Annotated in this window: 24 protein-coding genes; 11 read left to right on the plus strand and 13 right to left on the minus strand. The window is 52.7% G+C overall.

The annotated features are described in order from the left end of the window. Nucleotides 1–19 precede the first annotated feature (19 nt). Nucleotides 20–637: a stage II sporulation protein R gene (locus tag ACI0CA_RS08365; RefSeq protein ID WP_343284426.1), complete on the minus strand. Its 618-nt coding sequence runs from the start codon at nucleotides 635–637 to the stop codon at nucleotides 20–22. Nucleotides 638–794: 157 nt separating this feature from the next. On the opposite strand from ACI0CA_RS08365, the gene ACI0CA_RS08370 reads away from it, so the two are divergent. The 3 genes from ACI0CA_RS08370 to ACI0CA_RS08380 all read left to right on the plus strand — a co-directional run bounded on the left by ACI0CA_RS08370 (nucleotide 795) and on the right by ACI0CA_RS08380 (nucleotide 3,712). Then, complete coding sequence (locus ACI0CA_RS08370; protein WP_308448425.1) at nucleotides 795–1,724, plus strand: nucleoside hydrolase; 930 nt, start codon at nucleotides 795–797, stop codon at nucleotides 1,722–1,724. Between the two features lie 100 nt (nucleotides 1,725–1,824). Next, a complete protein-coding gene (locus tag ACI0CA_RS08375) occupies nucleotides 1,825–2,412 on the plus strand; it encodes an AAA family ATPase (protein ID WP_308448426.1) in 588 nt (195 codons plus the stop codon). A gap of 16 nt (nucleotides 2,413–2,428) precedes the next feature. After that, on the plus strand, nucleotides 2,429–3,712 hold the full coding sequence (locus tag ACI0CA_RS08380; RefSeq protein WP_308448427.1) for an L-cysteine desulfidase family protein: 1,284 nt from the start codon (nucleotides 2,429–2,431) through the stop codon (nucleotides 3,710–3,712). Between the two features lie 110 nt (nucleotides 3,713–3,822). On the opposite strand, the gene ACI0CA_RS08385 is transcribed toward ACI0CA_RS08380, so the two are convergent. The 4 genes from ACI0CA_RS08385 to ACI0CA_RS08400 form a co-directional block, all read right to left on the minus strand. Further along, on the minus strand, nucleotides 3,823–5,424 hold the full coding sequence (locus ACI0CA_RS08385) for an NAD(P)/FAD-dependent oxidoreductase (RefSeq protein ID WP_417422769.1): 1,602 nt from the start codon (nucleotides 5,422–5,424) through the stop codon (nucleotides 3,823–3,825). Then, nucleotides 5,421–6,698, minus strand: a complete 1,278-nt coding sequence (locus tag ACI0CA_RS08390; RefSeq protein ID WP_446806933.1) for an NAD(P)/FAD-dependent oxidoreductase — start codon at nucleotides 6,696–6,698, stop codon at nucleotides 5,421–5,423. Before ACI0CA_RS08390 ends, ACI0CA_RS08385 begins: the two co-directional genes overlap by 4 nt. 13 nt (nucleotides 6,699–6,711) lie before the next feature. Beyond that, nucleotides 6,712–7,197, minus strand: coding sequence for a COG2426 family protein (locus ACI0CA_RS08395; protein ID WP_176820231.1), 486 nt, complete (start codon nucleotides 7,195–7,197; stop codon nucleotides 6,712–6,714). Between the two features lie 131 nt (nucleotides 7,198–7,328). Next, nucleotides 7,329–8,156 (minus strand): polysaccharide deacetylase family protein, encoded by an 828-nt coding sequence (locus tag ACI0CA_RS08400; protein ID WP_417422542.1) that lies wholly within the window; start codon nucleotides 8,154–8,156, stop codon nucleotides 7,329–7,331. A 206-nt stretch (nucleotides 8,157–8,362) separates the two neighbouring features. Between ACI0CA_RS08400 and ACI0CA_RS08405 the strand changes: the two genes are divergently transcribed. Continuing rightward, the gene (locus tag ACI0CA_RS08405) at nucleotides 8,363–9,061 is read left to right on the plus strand and encodes a response regulator transcription factor (protein WP_176820263.1); all 699 of its coding nucleotides are present in this window, start codon (nucleotides 8,363–8,365) and stop codon (nucleotides 9,059–9,061) included. Beyond that, a complete protein-coding gene (locus ACI0CA_RS08410; RefSeq protein ID WP_446806932.1) occupies nucleotides 9,042–11,312 on the plus strand; it encodes a histidine kinase dimerization/phospho-acceptor domain-containing protein in 2,271 nt (756 codons plus the stop codon). The genes ACI0CA_RS08405 and ACI0CA_RS08410 overlap by 20 nt, the downstream gene beginning before the upstream one ends. 115 nt (nucleotides 11,313–11,427) lie before the next feature. Here the strand turns inward: ACI0CA_RS08410 and ACI0CA_RS08415 are convergent, their stop codons facing one another. From ACI0CA_RS08415 to ACI0CA_RS08430, 4 genes are all read right to left on the minus strand, one after another. Then, nucleotides 11,428–12,708, minus strand: coding sequence for an O-acetylhomoserine aminocarboxypropyltransferase/cysteine synthase family protein (locus ACI0CA_RS08415; protein WP_176820234.1), 1,281 nt, complete (start codon nucleotides 12,706–12,708; stop codon nucleotides 11,428–11,430). Nucleotides 12,709–12,754: 46 nt separating this feature from the next. Beyond that, nucleotides 12,755–13,249, minus strand: a complete 495-nt coding sequence (locus ACI0CA_RS08420; RefSeq protein ID WP_308448431.1) for a hypothetical protein — start codon at nucleotides 13,247–13,249, stop codon at nucleotides 12,755–12,757. A gap of 65 nt (nucleotides 13,250–13,314) precedes the next feature. Further along, complete coding sequence (locus tag ACI0CA_RS08425) at nucleotides 13,315–13,878, minus strand: dipicolinate synthase subunit B (protein ID WP_308448498.1); 564 nt, start codon at nucleotides 13,876–13,878, stop codon at nucleotides 13,315–13,317. A gap of 8 nt (nucleotides 13,879–13,886) precedes the next feature. Continuing rightward, nucleotides 13,887–14,741, minus strand: a complete 855-nt coding sequence (locus tag ACI0CA_RS08430; RefSeq protein WP_308448432.1) for a dipicolinate synthase subunit DpsA — start codon at nucleotides 14,739–14,741, stop codon at nucleotides 13,887–13,889. Nucleotides 14,742–15,000: 259 nt separating this feature from the next. Between ACI0CA_RS08430 and murC the strand changes: the two genes are divergently transcribed. Together murC and ACI0CA_RS08440 are read left to right on the plus strand one after the other, a co-directional pair. After that, nucleotides 15,001–16,404 (plus strand): UDP-N-acetylmuramate--L-alanine ligase, encoded by a 1,404-nt coding sequence (murC, locus tag ACI0CA_RS08435; RefSeq protein ID WP_176820236.1) that lies wholly within the window; start codon nucleotides 15,001–15,003, stop codon nucleotides 16,402–16,404. Nucleotides 16,405–16,451: 47 nt separating this feature from the next. Next, nucleotides 16,452–17,225, plus strand: coding sequence for a Cof-type HAD-IIB family hydrolase (locus tag ACI0CA_RS08440; protein ID WP_308448433.1), 774 nt, complete (start codon nucleotides 16,452–16,454; stop codon nucleotides 17,223–17,225). A gap of 71 nt (nucleotides 17,226–17,296) precedes the next feature. On the opposite strand, the gene ACI0CA_RS08445 is transcribed toward ACI0CA_RS08440, so the two are convergent. The 3 genes from ACI0CA_RS08445 to ACI0CA_RS08455 are packed head-to-tail and all read right to left on the minus strand — an operon-like array spanning nucleotide 17,297 to nucleotide 20,507. Continuing rightward, nucleotides 17,297–17,509, minus strand: a complete 213-nt coding sequence (locus tag ACI0CA_RS08445; protein WP_308448434.1) for a hypothetical protein — start codon at nucleotides 17,507–17,509, stop codon at nucleotides 17,297–17,299. 12 nt (nucleotides 17,510–17,521) lie between these two features. Further along, the gene (gene rsmA / locus ACI0CA_RS08450; RefSeq protein WP_308448435.1) at nucleotides 17,522–18,376 is read right to left on the minus strand and encodes a 16S rRNA (adenine(1518)-N(6)/adenine(1519)-N(6))-dimethyltransferase RsmA; all 855 of its coding nucleotides are present in this window, start codon (nucleotides 18,374–18,376) and stop codon (nucleotides 17,522–17,524) included. Nucleotides 18,377–18,392: 16 nt separating this feature from the next. Next, nucleotides 18,393–20,507 (minus strand): hypothetical protein, encoded by a 2,115-nt coding sequence (locus ACI0CA_RS08455; protein ID WP_446806931.1) that lies wholly within the window; start codon nucleotides 20,505–20,507, stop codon nucleotides 18,393–18,395. Between the two features lie 287 nt (nucleotides 20,508–20,794). Here ACI0CA_RS08455 and ACI0CA_RS08460 point away from each other — a divergent pair, with 287 nt between their 5' ends. From ACI0CA_RS08460 to ACI0CA_RS08470, 3 genes are all read left to right on the plus strand, one after another. Continuing rightward, on the plus strand, nucleotides 20,795–21,283 hold the full coding sequence (locus tag ACI0CA_RS08460) for a deaminase (protein WP_176820266.1): 489 nt from the start codon (nucleotides 20,795–20,797) through the stop codon (nucleotides 21,281–21,283). Between the two features lie 58 nt (nucleotides 21,284–21,341). Continuing rightward, nucleotides 21,342–22,832 (plus strand): ribosomal protection-like ABC-F family protein, encoded by a 1,491-nt coding sequence (abc-f, locus tag ACI0CA_RS08465; protein WP_446806930.1) that lies wholly within the window; start codon nucleotides 21,342–21,344, stop codon nucleotides 22,830–22,832. 89 nt (nucleotides 22,833–22,921) lie between these two features. Continuing rightward, on the plus strand, nucleotides 22,922–24,154 hold the full coding sequence (locus ACI0CA_RS08470) for an acyltransferase family protein (RefSeq protein ID WP_308448438.1): 1,233 nt from the start codon (nucleotides 22,922–22,924) through the stop codon (nucleotides 24,152–24,154). A gap of 70 nt (nucleotides 24,155–24,224) precedes the next feature. Here ACI0CA_RS08470 and ACI0CA_RS08475 read toward each other — a convergent pair whose 3' ends face one another. Next, the gene (locus ACI0CA_RS08475) at nucleotides 24,225–24,932 is read right to left on the minus strand and encodes a histidine phosphatase family protein (RefSeq protein WP_308448439.1); all 708 of its coding nucleotides are present in this window, start codon (nucleotides 24,930–24,932) and stop codon (nucleotides 24,225–24,227) included. A 162-nt stretch (nucleotides 24,933–25,094) separates the two neighbouring features. Here ACI0CA_RS08475 and ACI0CA_RS08480 point away from each other — a divergent pair, with 162 nt between their 5' ends. Continuing rightward, entirely contained in the window at nucleotides 25,095–25,763 is a 669-nt protein-coding gene (locus ACI0CA_RS08480; protein WP_176820244.1) for a helix-turn-helix domain-containing protein, read from the plus strand.

Here is a 25,763-nt window from a genome sequence, read left to right on the forward strand (position 1 = left end):
TATTTTAGCACATGTGCATTCACGCGTCAAAGAGTTCGCGGAGACGTGAGAAAATTTCCGCCACCTTGAATTTGACTTCGTAGCTTTCCGGTTCACGCACGAGTGTATCGGTATCATCAGGCAGGTTGGATAGGTCGCTTGCACCGGGCATGCACAGCGCCGGAAATACAACGCACCACCAGTTTTTGCCCTCGGCCTTGCCGAGCGAAATGCGCAGTGTACGGTAACGCCCGGCGGGCAGCTTGAAGCTCTCGTAGGTGCGGGTCGGAAAGTACATTTCGCAAACTTCCGCTTTGGCGCAGTACGGGAGGTTTTCGGCTTTCAAGACGGAATTTGCTGCCGCTTCAAGGCTTTCAAGGTGCGTGCAGAGCGCTGTGACGGCCGTGTCAAAATCTTCCGCATCGCCGTACCACTGCTCGGCTTCCCGCAGCACGGCATCGCGCACGCGAAGCTTTACGGCTTGATCCGCTTCGTCGTTCGAGTTTGCAATAACATGCAGCCGCACGATGTTCTCTTCCAGCGCGGCACACTGGGCGGAGAAGCCCGCTAAATTTAGAAGCACCGTTAAGATCAGCCCGCACGCCATCGCGCGCAGAAGAAGCGTTCTGTTATACAGTGTTTTGATTTTACGCATCATAGATTTATCCTCCCTGAAATTTGCGTCGTTTCACAAAATTTCATTTAATTTTTTGTATAAAATATGGGCAGAAAATTTGCGGTTTATACTTTTCGCAAAGCTAAATTTCCGCTATACTATATAATAAACTATGCGCATCAAAACGGGAGGAATTTTTATGAACTGGACAGTACCGAACACCGAAAGCCTTTTACGCCGCCTAACGAAACCGAAAGGTAAGATTGACGTGGTTTTGGACACCGATACGTATAACGAGTTAGATGACCAATTTGCGCTTTCGTATATGATGAAAAACAGCGACAAGTTGAACGTAAAAGCGCTGTATGCCGCGCCGTTTTTGAATGATAAATCCGTATCGCCAAAGGACGGCATGGAAAAAAGCTATGACGAAATTCTAAAGCTGCTGACGCTTTTAAAACGCGAGGATTTAAAGTCCGTCACGTTTAAGGGCTCGGAAACATATCTCACGGACGAGGACAAGCCCGTGCTTTCGCCTGCGGCGGAGGACCTCGCAAAGCGCGCGATGGATTATACACCCGAAAAGCCGCTGTATGTCGTTGCGATCGGCGCGATCACGAATGTGGCTTCCGCCTTGCTTTTGAAGCCGGAAATTCGCGACCGTATCGTCCTTGTATGGCTCGGCGGCAACGCGCTGCACTGGCCGGACAACCGCGAGTTCAATATGTATCAAGATATTGCGGCGGGACGCATTGTTTTCGGATGCGGTGCGGCGCTTGTACAGCTGCCGTGCGCAGGCGTGGTCTCCGGCTTCTCCGTGAGCGAGCCGGAGTTCAAAGACTACTTTCTCGGCAAAAACGAGCTGTGCGATTATTTGGCACACTATGCCATTGAAGAAGGACGGCGCTGGGCGCAGGCGGAAACATGGTCGCGCGTGATCTGGGACGTGACGGCGGTGGCGTGGCTTTTGGACGGCGAGTTCATGGACGACACGCTTCTGCACAGCCCTATTCCCCAGTATGACGACACATGGACACCTTCGAACACGCGGCATTTTATGCGCTATGTGTACAGTATCCACCGCGATGTTTTACTCAAGGACCTTGTGCAAAAATTGACGGAAAAGTAAAATTTTCGTGCAATTTTGGCTTTTACGTGCTATACTTAATTTTACAGTAAACAGAATACGCACCTTTTCCCTTATTTTGATCCGAAAGGTTGGTTGTCTCATGAAAAAGCTGATTCTTGTGACCTCACCGCCTGCGTGCGGCAAAACCCGGCTTTCCAAACGCCTGTGTACGGCGCTGGATCATGTTGTTTATTTGGACAAGGACACGCTGATCCCGCTTTCCAAGCAAATTTTCAAAGTGGCGGGCAAACCGTATGACCGCAGCTCTGCGTTTTTTGAAGCGAACATCCGCGACTACGAGTACGAGACGATCTTGGACCTTGCGTTTGAGGCGCTGCGTTATGCGGACACCGTGCTCATCAACGCGCCGTTCACGCGGGAAATTCGCGACACGGCGTACATTCAGAATTTGCGCGCGAAGCTCGGTGAATATGGCGCAAAGCTGTGTGTTATTTGGATCGTAACCGACCCCGCTGTGTGCAAGGCGCGCATGATGAGGCGCTCTTCCGACCGCGACGCGTGGAAAATGGAACACTGGGACGAGTACATAAAGGGCGTGAATTTTGATATTCCCGAAAATCTGCGTATACCGGACGACCCAGAAAGTCTTTTGCTGTACTACAACTCGACCGACGACCTTGCGGACGCTTCATTTGCCCGCATTTTACCGATGCTGAACCAAAACTGATTTTAGGAGCCTACTCATGCAAAAAACCGATACCCTGTATACCGCATACGTTGAAGTTTTAAAAGAAGAATTGCTGCCCGCCATGGGCTGCACAGAGCCGATTGCCATTGCCTATGCGGCGGCAGCGGCACGGCGCATTTTAAACGAGCTGCCGTGTGAAGTCTGCGTCACGGCGAGCGGCAATATCATCAAAAACGTGAAAAGCGTTTTTGTGCCGAACACCGGCGGTCTGCGCGGCATCCCTGCGGCGGCTGCGGCGGGGATCATAGCAGGACATGACGAGCTTTTATTGGAGGTTATCTCAAAGGCGACCGAAGCAGAGCAGGCGGAGATCAAGGCTTATATGGAGCACACGCCGATCACCGTGAAGCTTTCGGACTCTCCCTATATTTTCGACATTGACATTACGGTGAAAAGTGAGCATCATACGGCAAACGTGCGTATTGTGGGGCACCACACGAATATTGTGCATACGGAAAAAGACGGCGAAATATTGCTCGATACCTGTGCCGATACTCCGGCGGAAAGCACGGACAGCGGCATTTGCGACCGCAGTGCGTTTTCGGTGAAGACGATTCTTGAGTTTGTTGAGTGTGCAGAGCTTTGCGATATTGAAACGCCCGTAAAACGGCAGATTGACTACAACACACGCATTGCGAAAGAAGGTTTATCGGGCAGTTGGGGCGCGAACATCGGCAAGGTATTGCTCGAAACCTACGGCGATGATGTGAAAATCCGCGCCAGAGCCATGGCGGCTGCGGGCAGCGACGCGCGTATGAACGGCTGCTCCCTGCCGGTCGTCATCGTTTCCGGCAGCGGCAACCAGGGAATGACGGCTTCTCTGCCCGTTGTGGAGTATGCAAAAGAATTGAACGTCGGCTATGAAAAAATGATTCGCGCGGTGGCACTCTCCGACCTCGTGACGATCCACCTGAAGTCCGGCATCGGACGGCTTTCCGCGTACTGCGGCGCTGTGAGCGCAGGCTGCGGCTGCGGCGCGGGCATTGCGTATTTATACGGCGGCGGACTGAAAGAAATCGAGCACACAATCGTCAACTCCATTGCTATTGATTCCGGGATGGTATGCGACGGCGCAAAAGCCTCGTGCGCGGCAAAAATCGCATCTGCTGTGGATGCCGGCATTTTGGGCTACCACATGTACAAAAACGGGCAGCAGTTCCGCGCGGGTGATGGCCTTGTCACGAAGGGCGTTGAGGAGACGATACGCAACATCGGCATACTGGCCCGCGAAGGTATGCGCGAGACCGACCGCGAGATTTTGCATATCATGTGCGATTAAATGTGATAAACACAGAGACGTTTCTCTGTAGTTTTACAGGGAAACGTCTCTGTTCATTTTACATAAAGCGCTCCGGCAGACGAAAACAGTCCGCCGGGGCGCTTGGTATGTTATAGACTTTGCTTCAATATTTCTTCTGCGCAGCGCAGACCGTCTACGGCGGCGCTAGTGATGCCGCCGGCGTAACCTGCGCCCTCTCCGCACGGAAACAGACCGCGCACCGTGGGGCACTCGCGCGTCTCGTTTCTGAGGATGCGCACGGGTGAAGAACTTCGGGCCTCGGGAGCGGTCAATAAAGCGTCCGGGTCGTCAAAGCCCCTCAGCCGCCTGCCCATGCGGCGGATGCCCTCCGCCATGGAATCGCAGATATAACCGGGCAGCACGGTCCTTAAATCGCCGGGCACAACTCCGGGCCGATAGGTCGGCTGCACGCTGCCGTTCAGCGCGGTCGTTGCGCGGTTTTCAAGCAGGTCGCCAACGCGCTGGCACGGGGCACTGTATGCTCCCCCGCCCGCTTCAAATGCGGCGCGCTCGATTTTACGCTGAAACGCAATGCCGGCAAGCGGATGCGCGGAACCGAAATCCTCCGGCGTGATGCCGACAAGCAGCGCGGCATTGCTGTTTTGACCGTCGCGGGCGTATTCGCTCATGCCGTTTGTCACGACACTACCCGTTTCGGATGCCGCACCGACGACATAGCCGCCCGGGCACATGCAGAACGTGTACACGCCGCGGCCGTTTTCAAGGTGAACATTGAGTTTGTAGTCCGCCGCGCCGAGTGCGGGGTCGCCTGCAAAATCGCCGTACTGTGCGCGATCTATCGTCTCTGCGCGGTGCTCAATGCGCGCGCCGACGGAAAACGGCTTCGGCTCCATAGGTACACAGCTTTTTTCAAACAGCATTTTAAATGTATCGCGCGCACTATGGCCGACAGCGAGAATGACGTGTGCGGTCTCGATCGTCTCATTCGCACCGTTTGTCTCGGCAACAACCCCGCAAACAGCATTGTTTTTGACGAGCAGGTCGGTCATCTGCGTGTTGAAGCGCACTTCGCCGCCGAGAGATTTGATCTCCTCGCGAATGGCGCGGACGGTTTGCGGCAGCTTGTCCGTGCCGACGTGCGGCTTTGCGTCAAATAGAATGTCTTCGGGTGCGCCGTGTTCGCAGAGCGTTTGCAGTACGAAGAAAATGCGCTCATCTTTCGTGCCTGTATTGAGTTTGCCGTCCGAAAACGTTCCTGCGCCGCCCTCGCCGAACTGCACGTTGCAGCTTGGGTTTAGTTTTCGCATCTGCCAGAAGGTGTTTACGGCTGCTTGGCGTTCTTCTACAGAGCCGCCGCGCTCTAAGATGATCGGGCGCAGACCGGCGCGTGCGAGCAATAAGCCTGCGAACATGCCCGCCGGGCCAAACCCCACAACGACCGGACGCTGCGACAATGTACCGTGCGGCGGTATTGCATAGGTTCTTTTCGGCGCTTTTGAGACGTGGCTGTCGCGCACGCGGGAAAGCAGCTTGTCTTCGTTGCCGTCCGTTTCCACATCCACGGTAACGACAAAGCGCACGTCCTGCTTTTTTCTGGCATCAACAGAGCGCTTGACAAGTGCCAATTTTTTGAGCTTCTGCGCATCGGTACGCAGTTCTTTGGCGGCTGCGCGGCGCAAAGCTTCGTCCGTATAGTGAAGCGGCATGGAAATGTCGCTGATGCGTATCATCGTTTTTCCTCCTTCAGGCAGCGATAGGCTGCGCTTTTTCCGGCTGTGATGCCGCTTGCCCACGCAAAATGCAGATTGTAGCCGCCGCAATCACCGTGAATATTCAGCATCTCACCCGCAAGGTAAAGCCCCGGGGCTTTTTTAGATGCCATCGTGTGCGGGTCGAGCTCCGTAAGCGGCACGCCGCCCGCCGTGACCTGCGCCGCAGAAAAATCTTTCGTGCCGGTGATGTCCAACCTCCAGCCTTTAAGGAGAGAAGCAAGCTTTTTAAGCTGTGGGGCTTTGATTTTTACCGCCGGTTCGCTTTGCGCGATGCCCGCCGCGCCGACGAGCATATAGCCGAGACGCATATTGAGTAGGCCGGAGAGCAGATCGCCCGCTGCACGTGCGGGATACAATTTTGTCATCTCAAGGAGATAATCGAGCACGTCCTGATAGGCCATGTCCGGCAAAAGATCGAGCTGTACGGCGAGTGAAGCATATTTCTTATTACGGATCGTGCCGAGCGCATAGAACTCGCCGGCATACACGGAAAGGCCGAACACGCAAATACCGGAAATGCCGGTATCCGTAAACTGCACCTCGCCGCTTTCTTCATAGACGGGTTTATTGTCCGCCAAAAGCACGGCGTTTGCAGGGGCGCGCGTGCCGGAGAGCGTTTTCCACTGCTTTGCGCGCACGGTAAGCTGCGTTAAAGACGGATACAGCTTTGTCACCGTGTGGCCAAGCTGCTTTGCGAGCGTGTAGCCCTCGCCACAGGAATGGCGCGGAGATGCCGCACCGCCGCACGTCAAAATGCACTGCTTTGTGAAAAGCTGCGTGCCGTCCGTACAGATGAGCGTAAATCCGTTTTTGACTTTCTCGATTTTTGAGACGGTGTGTTCTTCCGAAAACGACACGCCGTATTTTTCGGCATCCCACCGCAAAGCGGAGAGTACGGCCGCTGCCTGCTGATTCTGCGGGTATACCCTGCCCTCGCTGTCCGACTTGGTGACAAGCCCCATTTCGCGGAACACGGCACAAATAGCTTCGGGCGTGTATTCATGCAATAGGTCTTGAATTGCCGTAACATCGCCGTGGTAATGCGCGGGCGAAACGTTTAAATTCGTTAAATTGCAGCGGCCGTTGCCGGTGGCGAGCAGCTTTCTGCCAAGCTTTGCGTTGCCCTCCAAAACAAGAACAGAACCGCGTTTTTTTAAAACATGTGCGGCGGCACACGACGCCATAAGCCCCGCTGCACCGCCGCCGATGATGATAATGTCTTTTGTTTCCATTTAAACTTCCTTATTAAATGAACATGCCGAGCAGGCCGTAGGAGAAAATCGCCATTAAAATATCCGCGATAAGCGTGCCGCCGATGACGGAGAAAAGCGCGTCTTTAATGGGCATTTTCATCAGCGCCGCGGCAAGCGAACCCGTCCATGCGCCGGTGCCCGGCAGCGGAATGGCGACAAAGATGAGCAGGCCAAACGTCTTGTATTTTTCAATCTGCGCAAACTTGCTTCTACCCTTGGCTTCCATGCGGTCAACAAGCTTTACAAAGCGCGTGTTGCGCATCCAGTCGAAAATCTTATTGATAAAGAGCAGAATGAACGGCGTCGGTAAAATGGTGCCGATGAAGCAGATCAGCATGGCAGGCAATAAATCTACGCCGAGCATTTTCGCCGCAACAAGACCGCCGCGCAGCTCGATGATGGGCATCATGGAGAGGATGAACACCGTAAGCTCACCCGGAATAATATTTCTGAAAAAATTGACAAGTGCTTCTACCATACTGAATTGTTCCTTTCATGATCCGTTCTTTTTCAAGTTTCTTAAAAGTTCCGCAAATAAGTATACTAAACGTCATGGTTTTTATTTTTCTTTTTAAGAATTATAGCTTACGTTTTGCTGACAAAACGTGCTCAAGATGTTTTCTGTGCGGCACAATAGGCTTCAAGGTCGCCGAACGAGTAGCCCGTTTCTTCCCATTTTGTAAGGAGCTCATCTAAGATTTCGGCGTTCGTGCTCGACGTGCTGTGCAGTAAAACGACCGCGCCGGGGTGAATGCGCGGTAATAATTTAGAAAATGCCTGCTCGGGTGTGGGCTGGTCATCCGTATACCAATCAACATAGGCAAGGCTCCAAAACACCGTGGAATACCCGAGCTGCTGCGCCATTTTGAGGTTTTCCTCACAGAATTTGCCCTGCGGCGGACGGTAGAGCTTCGGCATTTCGCTGCCGAGAACGTCCCTGTACAGCGCTTCATTCTTTTGCAGTTCGGTCTGAAAGCTTTGGATATCGCCGATCTTCGACATATCCGGGTGCGAATACGTGTGGTTGCCGATGGTGTGGCCTTCCTCTGCCATACGTTTTACAAGCTTCGGCTGCGTCTCAAAATAATTGCCGACAAGGAAGAACGTTGCCTTTACGCCGTGTTTTTTGAGCGCGTCCAGAATTCTCTCCGTGTTGCCGTTTTCAAAGCCGGCATCAAACGTGATGTAGATCTCTTTTTTGTTCGTGTCGCCGACATACAGCGCGTCGAAATTTTTTAAATACTCCTGCGAGGCATTTGCAACGGGCGGTGCACCCTCGCTTTGAAAGCTCAAACCCCAATCGGTAATACCTGCGGCGGCCTCTGCCGCACCCAAACGGTTGACTGCGCGCAAAGCGCAAACCATACCGATACACAAGAGAATGATTGCCAAAACAACATAAAGCACCTGCTTTTTACCGAATATGTGCACTTTCATTCTGTGTTCCCCCTATTTCTTTTTATAAAGAGTATGTGCAGGCACATAAAAAAGAACCGGGATAGCATTGCGAAGCACATGAAAATCCTGTACAATGATAAAAAGATGAATTGTAAGCTGATTGTAAGAATTCTATTCCCGATTTTGTAAGAGGTATTCTGTATACTTTCAGCATGGAGTGAAAAGGAGGGCATTTTATGCCGGATATGAATAAGAAAACCATTTTGGTTGTGGATGACGACCACGAGATCGTGCGCGCCATTACCATTACGCTGGAGCGCGAGGGCTACCATGTGCTGAACGCTTACGACGGCTTGCAGGCGCTGGATTGCGTGACCTCCCGCGAAGTGCATCTGATTATCATCGACGTGATGATGCCGAAGCTGGACGGACTTTCCGCCGTGATGAAAATCCGCGAAAAGAAAAATCTGCCCATCATCATTCTTTCCGCAAAGGGCGAAGACAGCGACAAAATTCTCGGTCTTTCCATGGGCGCGGACGATTACATTTCGAAGCCGTTCAACCCGATGGAGCTTGTGGCGCGGGTGAAATCGCAGCTGCGGCGCTACACTGACCTCGGCGACATCAACACGCGCAGCGACAACGTGATCGTGAACGGGCGTTTGACGTTCAAGCTGGACGAGCACGTGCTGTATGCGGACGGCGAGCCAGTAAAACTGACGGCGACGGAAACGAAAATCGTGGAGCTTTTGATGAAGCACCCGGGCCGCATCTTCCCCGCCGAGGAAATTTACAGCCGCATCTGGAACGAACCCGCGTACTCGGCGGAAAACACCGTGATGGTGCACATCCGCAGAATTCGCGAGAAAATCGAGCTGAACCCAAGCGAGCCGGAATACTTGAAAGTGGTATGGGGGATCGGTTATGAAATTGAAAAGCACTAACCTTGCCCGCGGCGTTTTCGCCTGGTTCTGCTTTTTGCTGTGCGCGTTTTCTATTATTGCGGGGTTGATATTTGCCATATACTACGGGCGAAGCATTTTTGACGAGGGTAGCTATTTTTTTACCGAGATCGGACAAGCACTTTCGGGTGATCTGCGCGAAACGGATACGTATAAAGAAAATGCTTCCGCGCTGTTTGAGCGATTGTATTACAGTACGCAAGGCGATACCGCCGCGAATTCAAATGTGGCTGACGACGAAGATGCGGACGAAAACGCCGTAGCATCGAGCAGCTATCATTACTATGTTTCGCGTGACGAAACCGGCACAACGGTCTCCACGGTCTATGTGAAATCGATTTCTAAAGACGACCTCTATTCCGTAACAAGCTATAGCACAGACCCTGCCGGTAAAACGGTGACGAATGACTCAAACTGGGATGCACAGACGCTGCCGGAGGGGTTCAATTACCTTTTCATCTGCGAAGAAGGTGTAGTCAGAATTTATCACAGCGATAAAGACGGTGCTTTAGACTGTGTTTTCAGCAGTGATACACCGGGTGCAGTTTATACAAATACGCTTTCGTATACACTGGAAGCATTGAGACAAAGTAGCGTTCAATCGCCTAAAATCAGTTTTGCGGTGCGCACAGAGCCGACCTCTTACTACTCCTCGAACGAAATTGTCAGCGCAGCGCAGTTGCAAATGAAAACCATATATTTTTATATGGGATTGATTATGGCAGCGGTGATTATGTTCGTTCTGGTGCTGCTGTTCTCCATTTTGTTCCGGCAGGACAGAAAGCTGTTTGAGCGCTACATTGCACACGGACTCAAATGGATTTGGATAGAAATCAAAGTCATAGCTGTATTTGTATGGGCTTTTGTTGTGCTCAATATCATTTCGTATGGGTTTGACCTTGCAGGCACAGCTGTTACCCTGTTCTCCGTGTTCTTTGTGTTCTATTTGCTCGGCATCGATATTTCTCACAACCGGCGGATTTATCGGCACAACATCATTCATTCCGTTTTGAAGCTTGTGCTTGGCAACCGCGAAGGAAAAAAATTCGAGCAGATTGTTTACCGCAAATACATGGCGACCGCCGGTATTTTGGTGGGGCTTTGCATCGTAGGTGTTTTAGGATATGTGTTCTTTTACAGCCATTGGTTGATGAATACGATTTGGTTTGTCGCGTTTTACGTCGGTCTGTTTTCCGCGGGTGTGGGTACGCTTGTATGGTTTGCGTGGGCACTGCGCGACGACCTGCGCGATTATGGCAAGCTGATGGAGCAGGTGGAGCAAATGTACAAGGGCGACCTTGACGCGATGAATCACCTGCCCGCTACTTCCCCGCTTTATGATTCCGCTATGCAGCTCAATATGATCCGTGACGGCATCCGTATCGCGGTGGAGGAAGGCATCAAATCCGAGCGCACGAAGGTGGAGCTTATCACGAATGTTTCGCACGACATCAAAACGCCGCTCACGTCCATCATCAGCTATATTGAATTGATGAAGACCGAGCCGAATCTGCCGCCGCACATGCAGGATTATTTGAAGATCGTCTCGCAGAAAGCAGACCGTCTGCGCCATATGCTGCAAGATATTTTCGATGTCTCTAAAGCCGCAACCGGCAATATTACGCTGATGCCGGAATACATCGGTCTCGATAAGCTTTTGCGGCAGACGCTCGGAGATATGGACGGCGTGATGAACGACAGCGAGCTGACGTGGCGCGTGCAGATCCCGCAGGAGGACTTCCCCGTTTATGCTGATGGGCAGCGCATGTACCGTGTGTTCCAGAACCTCATTAAGAACGCGGCACAATATGCGCTTGAGGGTTCGCGTGTCTACGTGGAACTGCAAAAGCAGGGTCAAAACGCCGTCGTGACGATCCAGAATATCTCGAAATACGAGCTTACCATGGACGGCGATTCGCTGACGGCCCGCTTTGTGCGCGGGGATGACAGCCGTTCCACTTCCGGCAGCGGCCTTGGCCTTTCTATTGCGAAAAGCTTCACGGAGGCCTGTGGCGGTACTTTCCACGTGACCGTAAAGGGCGACCTTTTTACCGTGATGATTACCCTGCCGCTCAAAGAGCCGCCGAAGGAGCCGGAAAAGGAACCGCTGACCGAAACGGCAGACGCAGAGAATATAGCAAGCGAGCCGGAAACCAACCCCGACGCGTTCCCCGAAGCTTCGGAGCAGACAGAAAACACCGAATCCCCGGAGTCTTCGGAACCCGAAAATTGAAAAAGTTGAGTATATAAAACCGCCTGCAGGAGATATGAAACCTGCAGGCGGTGCTACTATGCAAAAGCACGGCGCAAAATTTTTTCTCGCGCCGTGCTTTTCGTCTATATAAATGTTATTTGGTTGCTTTCTCAAGTGCCTGCTTGATGTCATCGAGGATGTCTTCCGGGTTTTCGATGCCTACGGAGAGGCGGATAAGATCCGGGGAGACGCCGGCTTCCTTTAATTGCTCGTCGGTCATCTGGCGGTGCGTGGTGCTGGCCGGGTGCAGCACGCAGGTGCGCAGGTCTGCGACGTGCGTGACGACGGAGGCAAGCTCCAAGCTGTCCATAAAGCGGGTGGCCGCTTCCCTGCCGCCCTTGATGCCGAAGGAAATGACGCCGCAGGTGCCGTGCGGCATATATTTCATAGCGAGCTCGTGGTACGGGCTGCTCTCCAAACCCGGATAGTTGACCCACGCCACACGGTCGTCCTGCTCGAGGAATTCGGCAATCTTCTGCGCGTTCGAGCAATGGCGCTCCATGCGCAGTGCGAGCGTTTCCATGCCGAGGTTGAGGTAAAATGCGTTCATCGGGGCGGCCTGCGCGCCAATGTCACGCATCAGGTGGCAGCGCGCTTTTGCGATATACGCCGCCTTACCGAAGTGCTCGGCATACACGATGCCGTGATAAGATTCATCCGGCTCTGTGAACTCCGGGAACTTGCCGTTGTTCCAATCGAAATTACCGCTGTCTACAATGGCGCCGCCGAGCTGCACCGCGTGACCGTCGAGGTACTTTGTGGTGGAGTGCGTAACGATGTCTACGCCGAACTCGAACGGACGGCAGTTGATGGGCGTCGGGAACGTGTTATCGACAATGCACGGTACGCCGTGCGCGTGTGCGGCGTTTGCAAACATTTCGAGGTCCGTCACGACGAGAGACGGGTTCGTAAGCGTTTCCGCAAACACGCAGCGGGTGTTCTCGCGGAATGCGGCGTTCAGCTCGTCCTCGGTGCAGTTCGGCGAAACGAATGTGCAGTCAATGCCCATTTCATGCAGGGTTTTATAGAACAGGTTGAATGTGCCGCCGTATACGGCGCTGGAGCACACAACATGACCTCCTGCGTGGCAGATGTTCAGAACGGCCATCATGGTGGCTGCCTGGCCGGAAGATGTGACGAGCGCGCCTACGCCGCCCTCGAGTGCCGCAAGCTTCTTTTCCACAGCGTCGAGCGTCGGGTTGCCGAGGCGCGTATAGAAAAAGCCGTCCGCTTTTAAATCGAACAGATCGCCCATTTCTTTGGAGCTGTCATAGGTGTATGTGGTGCTTTGTACGATGGGCAGAACGCGCGGTTCACCGTTTCCGGGCGTATAGCCCGCGTGGATACACGTTGTATCCGGTCTGTACTGTTTCATTTGGACTTCCCCAATCTTTAATAATATCCTATTTTCGCGGCAGTGCTTACTTTGTGAAAAGCGCTTTTAAAAGATTTGCGATGAAATCTGAGCCGAGCACGACCAAAATGACGATTGCCATGAACGCGATGACAGAAAGCGACTGGATGAGCATACGCTTGCCGCGGGGCATATCGTTCTCTTCGGACGGTTTTTCCTGCGACTGCTCTTCCCGCTCTTTGAGCATCAGCTCTTTGGCGCGTTCGAGGTCTTGGTATTCCACGTAAATATCCTTATCGGTCGGCAGATACTCCGGGTCGTACACGCTGGTGGAAAAGCCACCTTTTACGGGGTGTATCGCATGGCGCACCGCGTTTTGCTCAAAGAGCAGCGCAAGCTCCGCAGCTTCCCCCTCGCTGACCTTGAGGAAAAACACTTCGTCCTCGGGCTTTACGGGCCGCAGACCGCGGCTGCGCTTGCAGTTCGGACAGGTTTGTGTGGAATCCTCGCAGATGCTTTTGCATTTCGTGCAGTAGAGCATAATAGCCTCCCATTTCGGCATTGCCGTTTCTGCTTTTCAGTATAGCACAGCTTTTTTACAAATTCAACTGCCTTTCGCGGCGCACTTCATCGCAAAACAGGCTGCAACTGTTCTCCACGCACGGCATTTGCAAGCGTTTCGGGAATTAGGTCGAAATGTGCGACGAGAGAATTCGGCTTTTTTATGGGGTCGTCCTGTCCGAGGGGCACAAAATAGATGTTTTTCGTGTTCATAAGCAGACCGATGTTTTTGCACGACGCACCGAGAGCATCGTTTGTGGCGAGGGACAGTACAACGGGCATGGAGACGCGCAGGGCGGATTTTACCGCCATCGTGACAGCTGTATCCGTTACGGCATTTGCAATCTTCGCAGCGGTGTTTCCCGTGCACGGCGCGACGAGCACGGCATCGGCAAGACGCTTCGGGCCGATGGGTTCCGCTTCTGCGATGGTGTGGATAATTTTTCGTCCGCAGATGTTTTCTATGCGCTCGTGAAAACTTTCCGCCGTGCCGAAGCGTGTATCGGTCGTGTACGCCGTTTCGCTCATCACGGGCAACATATCCCAGTCCTTTCGCAGCAGAGCAAGCTGCGCGAGAGCTTTTTCAAATGTGCAGAACGATCCGCACATGGCAAAGGCAAGCGTGGGCATGTCGATCACTACTCCTCCAAAATATTGTAGACCGCCTCTTTGATATACTCCGCCGCCGTCTTCGGCGCGACGCGGCCGGGCAGCGAGGGCGCGTCGATGACATGCAGGTGCAATTCTTCCGCACGCTTCAAATCGGTGCCGCCGGGTGCGGAGGCAAGCTCGATGATGAGCGTATCGCGCGTTTGCTGCATGAGCACAGGCGAAGTCAAAACCTTTGCGGGCACAGTGTTGAAAATGAGATCGAACCTTCTGCTGATCTCGCGGTACGTCAACGGCTGCACGCCGAACGCGCGCATTTGCATGAGATCGGCCTTTTTGCGCGCTGCGCAGAATACCTCTGCACCCATACCGCGCAGGATAATCGCCAGATTTTTCCCGATGCGCCCGAACCCCGTGATGAGACATTTTGCGCCGTTTATCGTGCCGGGGTATTCGCGAATCGCAATGCCGACTGCGCCCTCTGCCGTTGGGATCGCGTTGCCGACGGCAAGCTCTTCGCGGCGGTAGTAGTCTTCGGGCTCAATCTCACGCCACAGGGAAGACGAGGCGGTCAACCGCTGAAGCATGCCGCCGCACACCGTTTTGTGCATAAAAAGACGCGCAAAATCGTCATCTAAACGAATTTCGTTTTCGGCATACGGCGCGTTTAAAAACAGACCGTCCTTTGTTGCGGGCAGCGGCAAAAGGATGACGGAGCTTTTCGCCGCGAGCTGCGGCAGGTCGCATTCCGCTGCGCCGCGGCAGGTGCCGAGCTTTTCTAAACCGCAGACACACACGGGGTAACCGTCCGCCGCAATGGACTGCGCCAAATATTTCATGCGCTCATCGCCGCCGATGACGCCGAATGTATTGATCATGGGCATATTTCCCCCACCTTTCAAATTATCATCCGCTTCATTTTATGGAAACGGGCGGCTTTTGTGCGCCCTGAAAGACTTTTTTATACTTTTTTGAATTTGCTATTTATTTTTCTGCCCGTTGGCGGTATAATGTATGTGTATGGGTATGCAATTTCGGACGCATAGCTATGTTTTTGAGATATAACACAGTGTATTACATAATTTCAGATAATTTCGCAAAACAAGTTTTGCGTGAAGCCAATTCAGAAAGGACTCTTTCGTTATGACGAATCAGAATAATACGACCGATAAAAACGTTAACCTGCTCGATACCGTACGTCGTCTGCACTTTGTAGGCATCGGCGGTTCCGGTATGTGCCCTATGGCGGAGATTTTACACCACAAGGATTATATCATCACCGGCAGCGACATCAATGAATCCGACACGCTCGCACGTATTCGCAGCTACGGCATCCCGGTGCACATGGGCCACCGCGCGGAGAATATCGGCGATGCGGAGGTCGTGGTGTACACGGCGGCTGCAAAGCAGGATAACCCGGAGCTCGTCGCGGCGCGTGCAAAGGGTATTCCGACGTTGGAGCGTTCCGTGATGCTCGGCCTTTTGACGAAGAAGTTTGCAAACCCCATTGCGGTTTCCGGCACGCACGGCAAAACGACGACGACCGGCATGCTCACGCAGATCTTGATTGAAGCCGGACGTGACCCGAGCGCCGTCATCGGCGGCAAGCTGCCTTTCATCAACGGCAACGGCAGAGTCGGCAAAAGTGCGGACATTGTTTGCGAAGCGTGTGAATATGTCGATACGTTCCTGCAGCTCCACCCCGCCATCAGCATCATCACAAATATTGATGCCGATCATCTCGACTATTTCGGCACGCTCGATAATATTGTGAAGTCGTTTCATCAGTTCTGCTTGCAGACCTCAAAGCGCATCATCGTCAATGCAGATAACGCCAACGCCATGCGCGCCGTAGAGGGCATTACGAATGCGGAGATCGTCACATTTGGCAGAACGGATAAAAGCGATTACTACGTGACGGAGCTCAACGAAGAAGATACGGTCTGCGAAGACTTTACCGTTATGTATAAGGGCGAGCGCGTTTGCCGCGTGAGCCTGCGCGTGCCGGGTGAGCACAACATGATGAACGCTTTGGCGGCTGCCGCTGCGGCACATGGCATGGGTGTGGACGGCGAGCATATCAAAAAGGCGCTTGAGGACTTCTCCGGCGTACACCGCCGCTTTGAGATTTTAGGCAAATTTGAAGGCGTGACCGTTGCCGACGACTTTGCGCACCACCCGACAGAGCTTTCCGCTGTGCTTTCCGCTGCCGTGCGCATGGGCTACCATGAGGTTTGGGCGGTATTCCAGCCGCACACTTATTCCCGCACTGCAATGCTGCTGGATGATTTTGCAAAGGCGCTTTCCATCCCCCAGCATGTTGTGATGACGGAAATTCTCGCCGTGCGCGAGACGAACACGTATAACATTCACACAAGCGACCTTGCGGCGAAGATTCCCGGCAGCTGCTGGTTTGGCAGCTTTGAGGAGATTGCGGATTATGTGATGACGCACGCTAAGGAAAACGACCTCATTTTAACGCTTGGCGGCGGCGACATTTACAAGTGCGCAAATCTCATCGTAGAAAAATATAAAGAGAGAGCATAAATTTCTAAAAGGCTTTCCGCGCGAAAGCTTTTTCTTTTGGAGGTACCATGTCTTTTCGCGCCATTTTCTTTGACATTGACGGCACTTTGCTCGGGCGGGATAAACGTATGCCGCCTTCGACGCTGCATGCACTAAAAAAGGCGCGTGAAAATGGTGTTCTGCTATTCGTTGCAACGGGCCGTGTGACGCCAATGACGTATTTCCTGCGTGATTATTTTGATTTTGACGGCTTTGCCGCGATGACGGGGCAATATTGCTTCGATAAAAACGGCAAGGTTTTACATACGCTGGCGATCGACCCGGAAGACATTCGTCTTTTGATGCAGCTGCAAAAAGAGGAGCCTTTCCCCTGCCTGATCGCCGAGGGGCGCGAGTGCTTTGCCGCAACTCCGGCGAAACATATTGAAGATCACTTTTTGCGGCATAATCTTCTCTCCCCGCCCGTTTACGATATATTGCGTGCAGATTGTCACGAAGTGTATCAGCTTATGGTATACGACCCGGAAATTTATTTGCCGCGTATTTTGCCGCTGAAGCATGTACGTATCACACATGCTGTCGGTTATTGCTATGATATTCTTCCGCAAAACGGCGGTAAGCAAATCGGTATTCCGGCGATGGCAGCGCATTACGGGATAAGAAACGATGAAATTCTCGTGTTCGGCGACGGCCCGAACGACGTGGACATGCTGCGCGACGTCGGCTTCGGCGTTGCGATGGGCAACGGTTGTGCAAAAGCCAAGGCGGCTGCAAATTATGTGACAACAGATGTGGACGACGACGGCATTTACCGCGCCTTGAAAGAGCTCGGCGTTATTTAAACTATAAACACAGAAAGCCCCGCAAAACCGATTGGTTCGGTAATTGCGGGGCTTTTGCTATGCGGAAAATTTTATCGTTTGTATTTCGGTGCGGCGGCGCGGAGCGTGTGCCAAAGGAGCGCAGCGGCAATGATGGCGGCGCTTACGGCAGCGCCGATGGAAAGGCTTTTATAGCCGAGCGGCCCTGTGACCATGGAGACGAGCACGGCAACGGCGGCGATGCACAGCAAAATGATATATGCGGCTTTATCCATATGCTCAAGTACATTTTTGTTCATGTTCATAAAAGCATCTCCTTAATCGGTAAGCTGATTGACAACAGCGGCAAACTCCGGCAGCGTGAGTGCTTCGGCGCGGGAATTTGCCCGAACCCCGGCTTGCTCGAAGGCGTCTGTCACTTGCTGCTTCGACATATGCAGTGTGTTGGAAATGGAATTGACGGCCGTTTTGCGGCGCTGTGCGAACGCAGCGCGAATAACGCGGAAGAAAAGTGCTTCATCGTGCACATCCACAGGCGGTTCTTTTCGAATACGCAACTGAATGACAGCGGAATCCACATTCGGTGCGGGCATAAAGCTGCCGCGGCTGACCTCGAACAAAATTTCCGGCTCGGCGTAATACTGCACGGCCGCACTGACAGCGCCGCACTCGCGCGTGCCGGGCTGTGCACACAAACGCTCTGCCGCTTCTTTTTGTACCATAACCGTGATGCTCGTGATGGGCAAACGATCTTCCAAAAGCTTCATGATGACCGGCGATGTGATGTAATACGGCAGGTTCGCACACACAGCGACCTCTTCCCCGTTAAATTCTTCTTCGATGACGCGGTGCAAGTCAATCTTCATCACGTCGTCGTTGATGACCTTCACGTTATCGCAGTCGGCAAGTGTTTCGTCTAAAACGGGCAACAGGCGCTTATCAAGCTCGATGGTGACGACTTTTTTTGAGACCTGCGAAAGCTCGTAGGTCAAAACGCCGATGCCGGGGCCGACCTCAATGGCGCCTGCGCAGTCTGCCGCGCCGCTCATCTCAGCCATGCGCGGGCAGACGGAGGGATTGATGAGAAAGTTCTGACCGAGCGCCTTGGAAAAGCTGAAGCCGTTCTTTTCCATGACGGCTCGAATGGTGGATATATCGGAAAGTCTTTGCATAGGGATATCCTTTCGATTAAAATGTCACTTTATAGATCTGCACGCCGTTTTCGTCAAAGACACACGGGAACAGCGCTTTGATCTCCGTTTCGTTCACGGTGAAGTTATTGCGCTCGTAAGCGGAGACCAAGATGTAATCAATGCTGTATTTTTCAAAGAGCGCACAGTTTGCCTGCGGTGCGGAGAACATACTTTGCATGTCCGTTTCGCGCTCGGTGTAATCGAGCCCGTGAAAATACACGTAGCTTGTGGAGCCGCAGACGATGTTCCTGCCCGTCAGCGCCGCGATCTCGTTGTTATGGCGCATATCGGTCAGCACGGTGTCTTCCGGCTCGGTGTTCTCATAAATGTACTCCGCTGCTTTGAGCTGACTGTCGCCGTATAAGCAATAGCCTGCAATGCTCTCTCTGCCGATGGTCAGCACCGCAGAAAGCATGCATAGCACGAGCGCGCCGACAGCCAATGCGCGGCGGCCCGGCAGTGTGCGCAGGCGGCGGTAAATCTCGACCATATACGAAGCGACTACGCCGCAGACGAGAAAATATGCGGCGTAAAGCAGCTTGTTGTTATCATAGGTATTCGGCTGGAACACGACAAACTCGCAAATGAACCAAATGACGGCTGCGGGAGCGCAGACCGTGAACCGGCGCTGATCTGCCGTGAAAAATGCAGGCAGGAACAACAGCGCCGTGACGCCGAGATTCACAAGATAGAACCACAAATAGCCGTCCTGCAAATTGCCCCAGTTGTACCACCCACGCATGAAGCTGTCTCCGCTCGCCTGCGAGAATGTCCACGTGAAAAGCTGCGGTGCGGCAAGCAGCAGTGTGATGAGCAGGAATACGCCCCACGTTTTTACAAGCTGTATGCCGAAACCCTTGCGGATCGCCATGATGAGCAGTGCGAGCACAAACAAAACAAACGCTGCGGCACAAACCAAAACCAGATACAGAAACACGGATGATTCGCGCGAGATGAGCTTCGGCGTGACGAACTGCGCGCCGAACGCGAGCAACATCAAAACGAGTGCAGCAACTTTTGCGGTAAACTGCACATGAGCACTGCTGCCCCGGAACACTCTGCGGCACAGTGCAAAGCAAAGCCACACGCCGCAAATGAGTCCGAACGCGAGGAACGAATGCGTATGAATCATGACAAGTCCGCCTGCAAAAATACCGGCAATGATGAAATACCGTTCGCAGTGCTCATAAACGGCGCGGTACAGCACGTATAAAAGCGGGAATAAAACCGCCCAGCCGAACAGCGTTGCGCGCTGCGGGATGAGCATATCCACAATGACGTTCACCCAGCGGATATTTTGATTGACAAGATTCGTGGGTGTCTCATAAAACGATGTGAAAATGCGGGTAAAATTATCTGTTCCGTTTTGCAGATTCGGGAAGAAATACGCAAAGCCGAAGCCGCCGTTTAAAAAAAACAAAATCTCCGCTAACGCGGTCTTCGCTTTATCACGCAGCCAGCGTTGCCAGAAAAGATATGCGCCGAAAAACACCTGTGCCCCGGCAAAAAGCATCGGCAGCACATACGCAAAGCGCAGCGGCGCACCGAGCAAATATAGGCTTGAAGAAATGCTGTCCGACAAGAACGGATACGAAAGCTTCACGCCCGGCAAAATGGAATACATGGGCGGAAATGTCTTCTGCTCCGCGATACTCGTGATGAACCCGAGGTGCATGCTCATGTCGCCGTAGGTGCATTGGCTCGACCAGATCTCGCCGTTTTGGTAACGGAAGCTGTGCAGCACCAAAAACACGAACAGCAGCCACAAGCCGAGCGGCAAAAGCAGTGTGCGTTCTGCACGGCAGAAGGCTTTGTGTTTGCCGGGAAAATCATTCGGAAGCAGCTTCGGACGCTTTAAGAACACAGCGCCAACCGTCAGCAAAAGCAGTGAGATGAGCGCCAAAACATGCGCTGTGATGCTGAACGAAAACAGGAATGCCCACAACGACGGCAGCCACATTAAAAGCACGCTGCCCGCGGCGCTGCCGAGAATCCTTTGTGTATATCGCCGCTCTTTATTTAAAAAGCATGCGGCAAGTGTTACGCCGCACAGCTGAAACATCAGAAAATACAGCAGCGCCACCGCGCCACCCAAAAAATTGCCGCCCATAAACAGCTCCTGAATTTGTTCTTTAATATACTATATTGTACCATTTTGGCGACGGGATGTAAAGACGGCAGAAAAGGTTTTATTGCAGGCGCTTACGCGCTTTTTCACAAAACACCCGGAAACGGGGTTGCAGTTCAAAATGCAATGTGCTACAATATATTCTAATAATTATGGTGTCTCCCCTGCGGTTTTGCGCAAAAGCGAACGATGATACGCAGTCGTATATGTGTAGTTTCCGATTGCGGAGTGCCTGAATGCAAAGTGAGGTGTTCTTCGTGGAGAATGATATCCATCGGAGAGATAAAACGAACTACTATCTGGATCTGGCTGAGGCCGTTTCCCAGCGCTGCACATGCCTTCGACGTCACTACGGCGCTGTGATCGTAAAAAATGATGAAGTGATCTCCACCGGCTATGTCGGTGCGCCGCGTGGCAGAAAAAACTGCACGGATATCGGCAAATGCGTGCGCGTGGAAAGAAATATTCCCCGCGGTGAACGCTATGAGCTGTGCCGCAGCGTACATGCGGAAGCAAACGCCATCATCAGCGCCCCGCGCGATAAGATGATCGATGCCACGCTGTATCTTGTCGGCAAGGAGGTCTCTACCGGCGACTATGTGAAAAACGCCGTATGTTGCTCCATGTGCAAGCGCATGGTCATCAACGCAGGCATTGCACGGGTCATCGTGCGCGATGACCATGATCGGTTCAGAGAGATAGATGTTCAGGATTGGATCATAAACGACGAATCCATCGAAGGTGTATTCGGCTATTGAGCCTTACCCCGTTACCGCGTATCCGGCATAAGGCTCGGAAAGAATACGGTGAACATTTATGTCTTTAATACAGGTGTCAAACCTGACCTTCGGCTATGAAGGCAGCTTTGATAACGTCTTTGAAAACGCGTCTTTTTCCATAGATACAAACTGGCGGTGCGGCTTTATCGGGCGCAACGGCAGAGGCAAAACGACGTTTTTAAACCTGCTGCTCGGAAAATACGCGTATAGCGGCACCATTTCTGCTTCGGTCAACTTTGAGTATTTCCCGTTTGAGGTGGAAAATCCGGACGATACGCCGCTTGAGATTGCGGAGAGCATCATGCCGGACTTTGAGATGTGGCGGCTAACGCGTGAGCTCAACTTACTCGACGCCGACCCGGGACTGCTTTACCGCCCCTACTCGACGTTAAGCTACGGCGAGCGTACGAAGGTACTGCTGTCGATTTTATTTATCCGCGAAAACAGCTTTCTGCTCATCGACGAGCCGACGAACCACCTCGATATTGAAGCGCGCGGCACACTGGCTCAGTATTTGAAGTCGAAAAAAGGGTTCATCCTTGTCAGCCACGACCGTGCGTTTCTGGACGAAGTCATCGACCATGTGCTTTCCGTCAACCGCGCGGACATCACGGTGATGCGCGGCAACTTTACGACGTGGCAACAGGAGAAGGACCGCGAGGATCAATTTGAGTTACAACAAAATGAGAAACTCAAAAAGGATGTGAAGCGGCTGGAGGCGGCTGCCCGCTGCAGCGCGGAATGGTCAAACCGTGCGGAAGACCGCAAGATCGGTTTCAAACCGGAGCGCACGGAAAAGACCCTTGACCGTCGTGCCTACGAGGGTGAAAAAAGCCGTAAGATGATGAAGCGTGCAAAGAACATTGAATCCCGCCGCAACGATGCACTGGAGGAAAAAAGCGCGCTGCTGAAAAACATTGAATCGGCCGATACGAAATTGCAGATTGCGACGCTGCGCCACCCGAAAGACTTTTTGGTAGAGGCAAACGACCTTTCTATTGATTACGGTGACGGCCCCATCTTTCCTCCGCTGCGCTTTGAGATCCGCCGCGGCGACCGTGCGGCATTGCAGGGCAAAAACGGCTGCGGTAAATCGAGCATCATAAAGCTATTGTGCGGTGAAGATGTTCCCCATGCCGGCACGCTGAAAACCGCAAGCGGGCTTGTGGTCTCGTATATCCCGCAAAGCGCGGAGGGACTTTCCGGCACACTGCGCGACTATGCAGAGCATTGCGGCATTGACGAAAGCCTTTTTAAATCGATCTTGCGCAAGCTGGAATTTCAGCGCACACAGTTTGAAAAGCGCATGGAGGATTTTTCCGAGGGACAAAAGAAAAAAGTGCTCATTGCGCGGAGCCTCTGCGAAAAGGCACATTTGCTTGTGTGGGACGAACCGCTGAACTTCATCGATGTTATTTCCCGCATGCAGCTTGAAACGCTCTTAAAAGAGTGTGTGCCCACAGTCATTTTCGTGGAGCACGACCGCCGCTTTGTGGAAAATACGGCAACAAAGATCATTCGGTTATAATTGCGGTTTAAAACCTGAACAAAGCGCGTCGTGCAGGGCTGCGGCGCGCTTTTGTTATAAAAATCAGGGGCTATGAAAGAGAGAAATCTATGAAGCAAAGAAGCGACTACATTGGCATATTAAACGGCATACGCGCGTATTCCATTTTGATCGTTGCCGGGTTTCATTCGTGGCAGCAATCCTGGCTGCAAAATCTGTTTCCAAGCAATTTGCTGCAGTTTATGGGCGTGCGGAATTTCAGCTTAAACTGGGTGCCGCGCACGGGCTACATGTTTGTAGACGTGATGCTGCTGATTTCGGGATTCTGCCTCTTTTTGCCCTATGCGCGGCAAATGACCGACCCGCTTGCGCCGGAGCCGGATAACCTGCGCACATTCTTTAAAAAGCGTGCGGCGCGCATTTTGCCATCGTATTATTTGTGCTTGCTTCTCTACCTCATTTTCTGGGTGCGGCCTTCGGATTACGCGAATATCAAGCAATACTTGCAGGATATTTTTGCGCACCTGACGTTTACGCAGACGTTTTGGCCGGAAAGCTACATCGGCACAAAATTTCCGACAGCACTGTGGACACTCGGCGTGGAAATGCAGTTTTATCTCGTCTTCCCTTTGCTCGCGCGCGTGTTCCGTCGCTTTCCGCTTGTGTGCTGGGCGGTGCTTTCCGTTTTGGCGCAGGTGTATATCGTGCTTTTTGCACATCTGCCGCAAGGCAACGCAGAAAGCCTGCGCATCAACCAGTTCCCGGCGTTTTTGGGTGTATATGGAAACGGTATGCTGTGTGCGCTCTTCTTCTGCCGCCTACGGATATGGCGCGAGCGCGAATGGAAACAAAACCGCGTTCTGCCGCTTGCGGCGCTGATGCTGCTTCTGTTCAACGGTGCTGCCATTGTGTGTATGTTAAATGACGGGCTGAGCCGTGCGGCAATCATCCAGCGCTGGCAGGTGGATTACCGCTTTCTGTTTTCTGCGATGATCTGCGTTTTCATTTTGCTTTTGGATGCTGCACCGAAAGGCGTGCAATGGCTGTTTTCAAACCGCATAGCTGCTTTTTTGTCGGCGGTCTCCTATAATTTCTATATCTGGCACAGCACGGTGCTTTTAAAGCTGAAAGCGTGGCGCATTCCGTATTACCCGGATGCCCCGGAGGGCGCTGCCGCGTGGCCGCAATCCGCAGGCGGCGAGCCGTGGCACTTTGCTTGGCAGGTGAAGTACACGGTGCTGTTTTGGGCGTGTGCGCTCCTTTTGGCGGCGTTTTTCACCTATCTTATCGAAAAACCGACAGCAAAACAGCTGCTCAGAAAGAAGAAAATCATCCGTACATAGAAACAGACCGCCGCGGCGTATTTCACGCATTCGGCGGTCTGTCTTCATATTCTGTCCGGGTTACGGAAAACTATTCCGTTTTGCCGTCTTCTTTCTGGCCGTAAGCGCGGTCGGCGGCTTCTCTTGCAATATCGATGACGCTGTATTCGCGCTTTTCGCCCTGTTCGATGATAGGCAGCATTTGGTAGACTTCTGCCGCCATGCCGTGCCCCCAAAGCATGGGGTCGATACGCATGGAGTAGCCGTGGCCGTTTTCGCACATCCAGTCGGTCATTTTGGCGCGCGGCAAGCCGTAAGCCGCTAAGATCGTCATGATGACGCCGCCGTGTGTGACGAGCACGGCACTCTCATCTCCCGTCATCATCATGTTTTTAACGAGCATCTCAAAGCCCGCACAGACACGCTGCATAAATACGATGCTGCTTTCGCCGTTCGGCGGGGCCTCGTGCTGGCCACCGTTCATCCAGGCGACGAACTTCGGGTCGTTTTTCAATTCTTCGGCTTTTTTATTTTCCCAATCGCCGAAGTCGCACTCGGCAAGCTCTAAAATAACTTCCGGGTCGGCAGTGGGATATAAGACCTTCAGCGTATCGACACAGCGCACACACGGGCTGGCGTAGTACTTTTTTGCTTCGGGGTAAATGCCCTTACGTTTCAGCTCCAAAAGTGCCTGAATGCCCTCCTGCGCAAGCGGAGACTGTGTGCGGCCGATGTAACGACCCTCCAAATTGCCCTCACATATACCGTGGCGGATTAAATGAATGGTGTAAGATTTCATGCGTTTTTCCTTTCCGGGACGGTAAAACGCTGCCGTTGCGTCCCTTTCACCAAAAATTCGCGGGAAAACCCGCAAAAAAGGTTCGTTTATCTGTTTACTTCTCGGATAATTTCGTTTATAATTTACAGTGTGTTATTTTTTGACTCAGGTGGTGAAACTTTTGTGAACAGTGATTTTCCGCGCATTCTGACACTGCTGCGCAAGGAACAGGGTATCAGCCAGAAAAAGGCTGCCGCAGACCTTGGCATCTCGCAGGCGCTGCTCTCTCATTACGAAAAAGGCATACGTGAATGCGGTTTGGACTTCATTGTGCGCACGGCGGATTATTACGGGGTCTCCTGTGATTATCTGCTGGGCAAAACACCGCACCGGCAGGGCGAAAAGCTGCATGTGCCGGAAACGGAGGAGGAAGACACGCACGATGGTCTCCCCAACGTGAGCCGAAAAATAATATCGAACTCCTTACATATTGTATTTGGTATTCTGAAAAAAATCAATAGCAAATCTTTAACAAAAGAGATCACGCTGTATTTGAGCGGCGCTGTGTATAACGCGTTCCGCATGCTGTATACGGCGAACCCGAAAAATCCCTCGGCTCTTTTTGAGACGAAGGACGGACTGAGTGAGGCGCTGACCGACGGCCGTATGCAGCTGGCGCGTGCCAAAAGCCGCGTGATGCTGCTCGGCGAAAAAGTGTCGGACGACGAGGCCGTTAAAAAAGACGACCTGCCACAGCTTTCCGGCGAGATGCTCTCGGCGGAATATCCCGATTGGGCGCCCTCGCTTTTTGCATTGATTGAGAATACCGAAAACGAACACAAGGAAAACTAA

This window comes from Hominenteromicrobium mulieris, from assembly GCF_046197855.1.
Classification (GTDB): Bacteria; Bacillota; Clostridia; order Oscillospirales; family Acutalibacteraceae; genus Hominenteromicrobium; species Hominenteromicrobium mulieris.